The 8,565-nt window shown below is 70.6% G+C and carries 9 protein-coding genes; 3 read left to right on the top strand and 6 right to left on the bottom strand.

Annotated elements, in window-relative coordinates; all coding sequences use genetic code 11:
- Positions 1-384: 384 nt before the first annotated feature.
- From M878_RS64705 to M878_RS64695, 3 genes are all read right to left on the bottom strand, one after another.
- The gene (locus M878_RS64705; protein WP_023547163.1) at positions 385-1,209 is read right to left on the bottom strand and encodes a purine-nucleoside phosphorylase; all 825 of its coding nucleotides are present in this window, start codon (positions 1,207-1,209) and stop codon (positions 385-387) included.
- Positions 1,210-1,315: 106 nt separating this feature from the next.
- Positions 1,316-1,597 (bottom strand): hypothetical protein, encoded by a 282-nt coding sequence (locus tag M878_RS64700; protein WP_023547162.1) that lies wholly within the window; start codon positions 1,595-1,597, stop codon positions 1,316-1,318.
- Positions 1,598-1,646: 49 nt separating this feature from the next.
- Positions 1,647-2,084 carry a gamma-glutamylcyclotransferase family protein gene (locus M878_RS64695; RefSeq protein WP_023547161.1) on the bottom strand — a complete coding sequence of 146 codons (438 nt, stop codon included), beginning with the start codon at positions 2,082-2,084 and terminating at the stop codon, positions 1,647-1,649.
- A gap of 95 nt (positions 2,085-2,179) precedes the next feature.
- Here M878_RS64695 and M878_RS64690 point away from each other — a divergent pair, with 95 nt between their 5' ends.
- Positions 2,180-3,628, top strand: coding sequence for an NAD(P)H-quinone dehydrogenase (locus M878_RS64690; protein WP_023547160.1), 1,449 nt, complete (start codon positions 2,180-2,182; stop codon positions 3,626-3,628).
- A gap of 166 nt (positions 3,629-3,794) precedes the next feature.
- On the top strand, positions 3,795-4,730 hold the full coding sequence (locus M878_RS64685) for a DeoR/GlpR family DNA-binding transcription regulator (RefSeq protein WP_078630289.1): 936 nt from the start codon (positions 3,795-3,797) through the stop codon (positions 4,728-4,730).
- Between the two features lie 186 nt (positions 4,731-4,916).
- Here the strand turns inward: M878_RS64685 and M878_RS64680 are convergent, their stop codons facing one another.
- On the bottom strand, positions 4,917-6,689 hold the full coding sequence (locus tag M878_RS64680; protein WP_023547158.1) for an acetyl/propionyl/methylcrotonyl-CoA carboxylase subunit alpha: 1,773 nt from the start codon (positions 6,687-6,689) through the stop codon (positions 4,917-4,919).
- Positions 6,690-7,056: 367 nt separating this feature from the next.
- On the opposite strand from M878_RS64680, the gene M878_RS64675 reads away from it, so the two are divergent.
- Complete coding sequence (locus tag M878_RS64675; protein WP_425347898.1) at positions 7,057-7,683, top strand: hypothetical protein; 627 nt, start codon at positions 7,057-7,059, stop codon at positions 7,681-7,683.
- Here M878_RS64675 and M878_RS64670 read toward each other — a convergent pair.
- Both M878_RS64670 and mmpB read right to left on the bottom strand, forming a co-directional pair.
- Positions 7,655-8,269 carry a Maf family protein gene (locus M878_RS64670; RefSeq protein ID WP_023547156.1) on the bottom strand — a complete coding sequence of 205 codons (615 nt, stop codon included), beginning with the start codon at positions 8,267-8,269 and terminating at the stop codon, positions 7,655-7,657. The genes M878_RS64675 and M878_RS64670 overlap by 29 nt on opposite strands.
- Before the next feature lie 31 nt (positions 8,270-8,300).
- Positions 8,301-8,429: a morphogenic membrane protein MmpB gene (gene mmpB / locus M878_RS000000101825; protein WP_023547155.1), complete on the bottom strand. Its 129-nt coding sequence runs from the start codon at positions 8,427-8,429 to the stop codon at positions 8,301-8,303.
- Positions 8,430-8,565 lie beyond the last annotated feature (136 nt).

Below are 8,565 nucleotides of genomic sequence, written 5' to 3'. Positions count from 1 at the left end.
ACTCGGTCGGCTGGACAGCGGGCGGGCAGGGATCGCACTACCGACCGCCGCGGCGCCGGCGGTCGGTCGGCTCGCCCCCGCAGTATTCGCGGTCGGCGTGCCCCCCCGCAGTATTCGCGGTCGCTCGTGCCGTCGCAGCGTCTGCGGTCACCATGGGCCACCGCGGCGTCCGCGCGCGCCATGGCGTCACCGCAGTGCTCGCGGTCGGCTCACGCCACCGCGGCGTCCGCGGTCACCATGGGCCCCGCAGCGTCCGCGGTCGGCTCACGCCACCGAGCGTCCTCGGTCACCACAGGCCACCGCAGCGTCCGCGCGCGCCATGGCGTCACCGCAGTGCTCGCGATCGCCTCGCGCCACCGCCGTACAGCGTCCCTCTTACAGCTCTTACAGCTTGCCCAGAACCTGTGCCAGCAGCTGGCCCATCCGGGCGGCGGAGTCGCGGCCCGCCTGGAGGACCTCCTCGTGGTTGAGGGGCTCGCCGGTCATGCCGGCCGCCAGGTTGGTGACCAGGGAGATGCCCAGCACCTCGGCGCCCGCCTCACGCGCGGCGATGGCCTCCAGGACCGTGGACATGCCGACCAGGTCCGCGCCGATGACGCGGGCCATGCGGATCTCGGCCGGGGTCTCGTAGTGCGGGCCGGGGAACTGCGCGTAGACGCCCTCCTCCAGGGTGGCGTCGACCTCCTTGCACAGGGCGCGCAGGCGGGGGGAGTAGAGGTCCGTCAGGTCGACGAAGTTCGCGCCGACGATCGGGGACGTGGCCGTGAGGTTGATGTGGTCGCTGATGAGGACCGGCTGGCCGGGGCGCATGCCCTCGCGCAGGCCGCCGCAGCCGTTGGTGAGGACCACCGTCTTGCAGCCGGCGGCCACCGCGGTGCGCACGCCGTGGGCGACGGCGGCGACGCCACGGCCCTCGTAGTAGTGGGTGCGGCCCAGGAAGACCAGGGCGCGCTTGTCACCGAAGGAGTACGAGCGGATCTTGCCGCCGTGCCCCGCGACGGCCGGCGGCGGGAAGCCGGGCAGCTCGGTGACCTGGAACTCGGCGTCGGGTGCGCCCAGGGCGTCGACGGCCGGAGCCCAGCCGGAGCCCATCACGAGGGCGACGTCGTGGGTCTCGGCGCCGGTGAGTTCGCGCAGGCGCGCGGCGGCGGCGTCGGCGGCGGCGTAGGGGTCGCCCTGGATGTCGTCCGGAAGAAGAGATGCGTTCACGTCGACGAGGGTAACCGCTCTTCGCCTACGCGCGTAGATGACAGAGCCCACGGGATAGGGATCGTTGTCTTGTCGTTTCCGACGAAAGCCGCCCGCGGCAGGGCTGTCACTCCTCGGGGATGAGGATGTCCTTGTCGTTGAAGACCTCGACGATGAAGATCAGCAGACGGCCGCGGCTCACCGTGTACTCCACCAGGATGTTCTGGGTGAGCCGGATCGTACGGTCGTCACCGGTGGAGCTTATGGGCCGGGACACCGAGAGGAAGGGGTCGCGGGCCAGCATGGCCATGCCTTTGTCGAATGCGTTCCGCATCCGGTCGTCGAGGCGGTCGCGGGCCGCTGCGGCCTGGACCGTGTAGTAGACGTCATAGGTGGTCGTGGGGGCCATGTGCTCTCCCGTTGGTGCGTCGGTGCCCCATTTTAGAGTCGGCGCCCGTTCAGCAGGGGCGTTTCCGCAGCTCCATCACGTAATCGTGGGGCGCCCCCGCCGATTCCGCCGCGTCGGCGATCTCACCCAGGTAGCGCGCCGAGGGCAGGCCGCCCTCGTAGCCGTTCAGGACGTACGTCCACGCCGCCTCCTCGCCGTCCAGGGTGTGCACGCGCACCCGGACCCGGCGGTAGAGATCCACGCCCACGTCCTCCCACCGGTCGAGGGACTCCTCGTCCATGGGTGCGATGTCGTACAGCCCGACGAAGACCTGGGCGAGCGGATCCTCGACGATCGTCGCCAGCGCGCCCTCCCCGCCCGGCTGCTCGCCGCCGAACGTCAGCCGCCAGCCGTTCAGCCAGCCCGTGGCGCGCAGCGGGGAGTGCGGCGCGCGGAAAGCCATCAGGCGCGCGTCGAGATTGCCGGCGTACGCGGCATAGAGCGACATGGAGAGAGGGTACGGCAGGGAAAGTCCCGTCACCCGCGCCCCCGGAGACACTCGGGTGCGCCCCCGGGCAGTAGCACGTTGAAGCGTGCGGGACAATGGAGTACGTGACTCGGATCGTGATCATCGGTGGCGGACCCGGCGGATATGAAGCGGCCCTGGTAGCCGCGCAGCTCGGTGCGGAGGTGACCGTCGTCGACTGCGACGGTCTGGGCGGAGCGTCGGTGCTGACCGACTGCGTGCCGTCGAAGACGCTCATCGCTACGGCCGAGGTGATGACCACCTTCGATTCGTCGTACGAAGAGCTGGGGATCATCGTCGCCGACGACACGCCGCCCCTGGAGCAGGCCGCCCGGGTCGTCGGGGTCGACCTCGGCAAGGTCAACCGGCGGGTGAAACGGCTCGCGCTCGCGCAGTCGCACGACATCACCGCCTCCGTCACGCGCGCCGGCGCCCGGGTCATGCGCGGACGCGGACGCCTGGAGGGCATGCAGGCCCTCGACGGGTCCCGCAAGGTCGTCGTCACCGCCGCCGACGGCACCGAGGAGACCCTGACCGCCGACGCCGTCCTCATCGCCACCGGCGGTCACCCGCGTGAGCTGCCCGACGCCCAGCCCGACGGCGAGCGCATCCTCAACTGGACCCAGGTCTACGACCTCGACGAGCTGCCGGAAGAGCTGATCGTGGTCGGCTCCGGTGTGACCGGTGCCGAGTTCGCCGGCGCGTACCAGGCGCTGGGGTCGAAGGTCACCCTGGTGTCGTCGCGCGACCGCGTGCTGCCGGGCGAGGACCCGGACGCCGCCGCCGTCCTGGAGGACGTCTTCCGGCGCCGTGGCATGAACGTCATGGCCCGCTCCCGCGCGCAGTCCGCCAAGCGCGTCGGCGACCGGGTCGAGGTGACGCTGGCGGACGGCCGGGTCATCACCGGCTCGCACTGTCTGATGGCCGTCGGCGCCATTCCGAACAGCGCGCGGCTCGGCCTGGAGGAGGCCGGTGTCAAGCTGCGCGACTCGGGTCACATCTGGACCGACAAGGTCTCGCGTACGACCGCCCCGGGCGTGTACGCGGCCGGTGACGTCACGGGCATCTTCGCGCTCGCCTCCGTCGCCGCCATGCAGGGACGTATCGCCATGTACCACTTCCTCGGCGACGCGGTGACCCCGCTGAACCTGAAGACCGTCTCCTCCAACGTCTTCACCGACCCTGAGATCGCGACCGTCGGCTACTCGCAGGCCGACGTCGACGCGGGCAAGATCGACGCCCGGGTCGTCAAGCTGCCCCTCCTGCGGAACCCGCGCGCCAAGATGCAGGGCATCCGGGACGGCTTCGTCAAGATCTTCTGCCGGCCGGGTACGGGCATCGTCGTCGGCGGTGTGGTCGTCGCGCCCCGCGCCTCGGAACTGATCCACCCCATCTCGATCGCCGTCGACAACAATCTGACGGTCGAACAGATCGCGAACGCGTTCACCGTGTACCCCTCCCTTTCGGGGTCGATCGCCGAGGTGGCCCGGCAGCTGCACGGCCGCAAGGCGAGCGCGGAGGCGTGACGGCCGGATCCGACTCCCCGCTGGTCACGGGGAGTTGCCGCGAGTGCGTACGGCATAGTCGGGGCGGGTAGCTCCTATACCACTTCCCACCCTGCCATGCGAACAACTTCTGTTATTCGGCGCAAACTGCTGAAACCAGACGGTCGCTGGGGTTACTGTCAGTTTCGTGTTCGCTGCTGAACGTCGCCAATTGATCCTCGAAATGGTGCGAGCGAACGGTGCCGTGTCGCTCCGTGAGCTCGCCCGCGTCGTCCAGACCTCCGAAGTGACCGTACGGCGGGACGTGCGGGCACTGGAGGCAGAAGGACTCCTCGACCGCCGGCACGGCGGTGCCGTACTGCCGGGCGGATTCACACGTGAGTCGGGCTTTCCGCAGAAGTCCCATCTCGCGACCGCCGAGAAGACGGCCATCGCCGACCTCGCCGCGAGTCTCGTCGAAGAAGGCGAGGCCATCGTGGTCGGCGCGGGTACCACCACACAGGAGCTGGCCCGCCGGCTCGCGCGGGTGCCCGGACTGACCGTCGTCACCAACTCCCTCCTGGTCGCCCAGGCGTTGGCCCATGCCAACCGGGTGGAGGTCGTGATGACCGGAGGCACCCTGCGCGGCTCCAACTACGCCCTCGTCGGCTCCGGCGCGGAACAGTCCCTGCAGGGGCTGAGAGTGTCGAAGGCGTTCCTGTCCGGGAGCGGCCTGACCGCGGAGCGGGGGCTGTCCACGTCCAACATGCTCTCGGCGTCCGTCGACCGGGCCCTCGTCCAGGCCGCCGCCGAGGTCGTCGTCCTCGCCGACCACACCAAGCTCGGCACAGACACGATGTTCCAGACGGTGCCGACGGACGTCATCACCCGCCTGGTCACCGACGAGCCCCCGCCGCACGACGACCGCGCCGGCACCGAGTTGCAGGCCCTTGCCGACCAAGGGGTGCAGATCGCCGTGTCCGGGGCGAGCGGGGCCCCTCCGGGGGGTGAGCAGGCCCCGGCGCGGCGTGCATCCCTGCCGGGGCCTAGGCGGGGTGCCCCGGGAGGTGGGCTGCGTGGAGTGCTCGGGGATCAGCCGACGGGGGCTGAGCGGGGGCGCGTCGCTGATTTGCGGCGGCGCTGAGGACGCCTGGTCGCTCCCCCAAGTTCTCGGCTTCGCTCGAACCCGGGGGGACCCCCATCGCGGCGGCAGCCGCATAGGGAAAACAGCCCCGCCCCCCGGGGTTGGCTGTCCCTCGCGTACTCGAAAAAGTGACGCCCGGTGGACCGAAAGTGATCGGTCCACCGGGCGTCACTGTGAAGCGTGCCGTCAGTCCTTGATCTCGCAGATCGCCGCGCCCGAGGTGATGGACGCGCCGACCTCGGCGTTCAGGCCCTTGATGGTGCCCGCCTTGTGGGCGTTGAGGGGCTGTTCCATCTTCATGGCCTCCAGGACGACGACCAGGTCGCCCTCCTTGACCTCCTGGCCCTCCTCGACGGCGACCTTGACGATCGTGCCCTGCATCGGGGAGGCGAGGGTGTCGCCGGAGGCCACCGGGCCGGACTTCTTGGCCGCGCGGCGCTTCGGCTTGGCACCCGCCGCGAGGCCGGTGCGGGCCAGGGACATGCCGAGGGACGCCGGGAGGGAGACCTCCAGGCGCTTGCCGCCGACCTCGACGACGACCGTCTCGCGGCCCGTGTCCTCCTCCGCCTCCGTGTCGGCGGGGGTGGTGAAGGGCTTGATCTCGTTGACGAACTCGGTCTCGATCCAGCGGGTGTGGACCGTGAACGGGGCCTCGCTGCCGGTGAGTTCGGGGGCGAACGCCGGGTCCTTGACCACCGCGCGGTGGAAGGGGATCGCGGTGGCCATGCCCTCGACCTGGAACTCGTCCAGGGCGCGCGCGGCCCGCTGCAGGGCCTCCTTGCGGGTACGGCCCGTCACGATCAGCTTGGCCAGCAGGGAGTCCCAGGCCGGGCCGATGACCGAGCCGGACTCCACGCCCGCGTCCAGGCGGACACCGGGGCCGGCCGGCGCGTTGAACGTGGTGACCGTGCCGGGCGCGGGCAGGAAGTTACGGCCCGGGTCTTCGCCGTTGATGCGGAACTCGAAGGAATGGCCGCGCAGCTGCGGGTCGTCGTAGCCCAGCTCCTCGCCGTCGGCGATGCGGAACATCTCGCGGACCAGGTCGATGCCGGAGATCTCCTCCGTCACCGGGTGCTCGACCTGGAGGCGGGTGTTGACCTCCAGGAAGGAGATCGTGCCGTCCTGGCCGACCAGGAACTCACAGGTGCCGGCGCCGACGTAGCCGGCCTCCTTGAGGATGGCCTTGGAGGCGCGGTACAGCTCGGCGACCTGCTCGTCGGACAGGAACGGCGCCGGGGCCTCCTCGACCAGCTTCTGGTGCCGGCGCTGCAGGGAGCAGTCACGCGACGACACGACGACCACGTTGCCGTGCTTGTCCGCCAGGCACTGGGTCTCCACGTGCCGGGGGCGGTCGAGGTAGCGCTCCACGAAGCACTCGCCGCGGCCGAAGGCGGCGACCGCCTCGCGCACCGCCGACTCGTACAGCTCCGGGACCTCTTCGAGGGTGCGGGCGACCTTCAGGCCACGGCCGCCGCCACCGAAGGCGGCCTTGATCGCGATGGGCAGGCCGTGCTGCTCGGCGAAGGCCACGACCTCCTCGGCGCCGCTCACCGGGTCCGGCGTACCGGCCACCAGCGGGGCGCCGGCGCGCTGGGCGATGTGACGGGCGGCGACCTTGTCACCGAGGTCGCGGATCGCCTGCGGCGGCGGGCCGATCCAGATCAGACCGGCGTCCAGCACCGCCTGCGCGAAGTCGGCGTTCTCCGAGAGAAAGCCGTAACCCGGATGGACGGCGTCCGCGCCGGACTCGCGCGCCGCGTTCAGGACCTTCTCGATGTCCAGGTAGCTGGTGGCCGGGGTGTCACCGCCCAGGGCGAACGCCTCATCCGCGGCGCGGACATGCAGAGCGTCCCGGTCCGGGTCCGCGTAGACGGCCACGCTCGCGATCCCGGCGTCCCGGCAGGCCCGGGCCACGCGGACAGCGATTTCGCCACGGTTGGCGATGAGCACCTTGCGCACGATTGAGGCTCCCTCCTTGAAACAAGCCGAGTTTAGGGACTGCCGACACGGCACTTCGACCCGTCCCCAATGGTGAGCTTGCCCACACGGAGCGTGATTCGAGGCTCGCTCGACCCGCGAAAAGCCTTGTCGCACCTCGGTACGCAGCTCTCCTCCCGGAAACCCTAGCCCGGTCATGTGGTCAAGGTCTCTGTGAGAGCGTGCTGCGGCCCACTCTGTTTCTTTGTCGAGTCCCTACGAATGGCCCAATGATTCTTTGCTGCTGCGCGAACCCTTGTCCCGCGGTTTACCCGTTAGTAGCGTTCATGACGGCTCGAACGTACCTGTGGTAACAGTCGCGTGGCTTGAGAGTGGGTGGAGACCGGTGGTGCGCAGACCGGTGGCGTGGGTCGTGGCGGTCGTCCTCCTGGTGGAGGCCTTCTTCATCGCGGCGCTGAACTGGTTCCTCGGCGTCGTCGTCGACCGTCAGGACATGTCCCTGGCGGGGCTCGACCCGTCCACGATGGCGACGTCCTCGAAGATCGGCGGTGTGGTCTTCGGCCTCTACTTCGCGCTGTGCGCGCTGGTGGCCGTCCTGGTCGCGGTGCGGAACCGCGCGCCCGCGGGCTTCGGCCGGGTCCTGCTGATCAGCGTGGCCGTCGTGCACGGCCTGCTCGGCGCGTTCGCCTGGAGCATGGTCGGCTGGACGGCGTTCCTGTTCCTGATGGTGGTGCTCGGCCTCGTCGTCCTGCTCCTGATGACGTACGACCACGAGGCCGGCCCGCAGCAGGGTGCCTCCGGCGGTGGGGGTGGGGCCGGGGAGGGCGGGGATCCGGACGCTCTGACCGAGCCCGGGTCGGCTGCGGCGCCGGGTGTGGTCCCCGGTGCGGGTTCGGGTGGGGCGGCCGTGCCGGCGCCTCGTACGGAGCGTACGGGTGAGGCGCCGGGCGGGGGTGAGGGGGCGCGGGACTCCGTGTCCGCTCCGGTCACTCGGCCGGCGACCACAACTCCGTGATGCCGACGCCCAGTTCGGCCAGCAGCCTGCGCACCAGGGGCAGGCTGATGCCGATCACATTGCCGTGATCGCCGTCGATGCCGTCGATGAACGGCGCCGAACGGCCGTCCAGGGTGAAGGCCCCGGCGACGTAGAGGGGTTCGCCGGAGGCGACGTACGCGGCGATCTCCTCGTCCGTCGGTTCGCCGAAGTGGACGACGGTGGAGGCGATCCCGGCGACGTAGCGCTTGGCCGCCGTGTCCCAGATGCAGTGGCCCGTCTGGAGGGTTGCGGTCCGTCCGCGCATCGCCTTCCAGCGGGCGGTCGCCTCCTCGGCGTCGGCGGGCTTGCCGAGGGCCTGCCCGTCCAGCTCCAGCACCGAGTCACAGCCGATCACCAGGGCGCCCTGCGCCTCCGGCTTCGCCGCCACGACCGAGGCCTTGGCCTCGGCCAGCGCGAGCGCCAGTTCGGCCGGGGTGGGCGCGGTGACGGCGTCCTCGTCGACCCCGCTCACGATCACTTCCGGTGAGAGGCCGGCCTGCCTCAGGAGGGCCAGCCGGGCGGGGGAGGCGGAGGCGAGGATCAGGCGGCGGCGCGTAGCAGTCATGCGGTCAGGTTAGCCACGGCTGCCCGCCGGCTCACCTCAGGCCGATCACGAGCATCGTCAGAATCATTGCCACGGCCATGAAGAGGCCGAGCCGCCGAAGCATGTCCTGCGCTTCGCGCAGGTCCTTCGGCGGCTCGTCATCCGGATCCGACCACAGCATGTCACCAGAGTGGTGCTTCGGCCGTGGGGGCGCCTGAGTAGGCGTACTCAAGTTCCCTTTGAGTGCCTTCAGCTGGGCCAGTACGTGCGCGTCCAGGACGCCGGGCCCGGCTGGGGGACGCGGGCAGCGGCGATCC

The organism is Streptomyces roseochromogenus subsp. oscitans DS 12.976 (genome assembly GCF_000497445.1).
GTDB lineage: Bacteria > Actinomycetota > Actinomycetes > Streptomycetales > Streptomycetaceae > Streptomyces > Streptomyces oscitans.
Note: the sequence above shows the minus strand (reverse complement) of the source record. Positions and strands in the feature narration are given on the sequence as shown.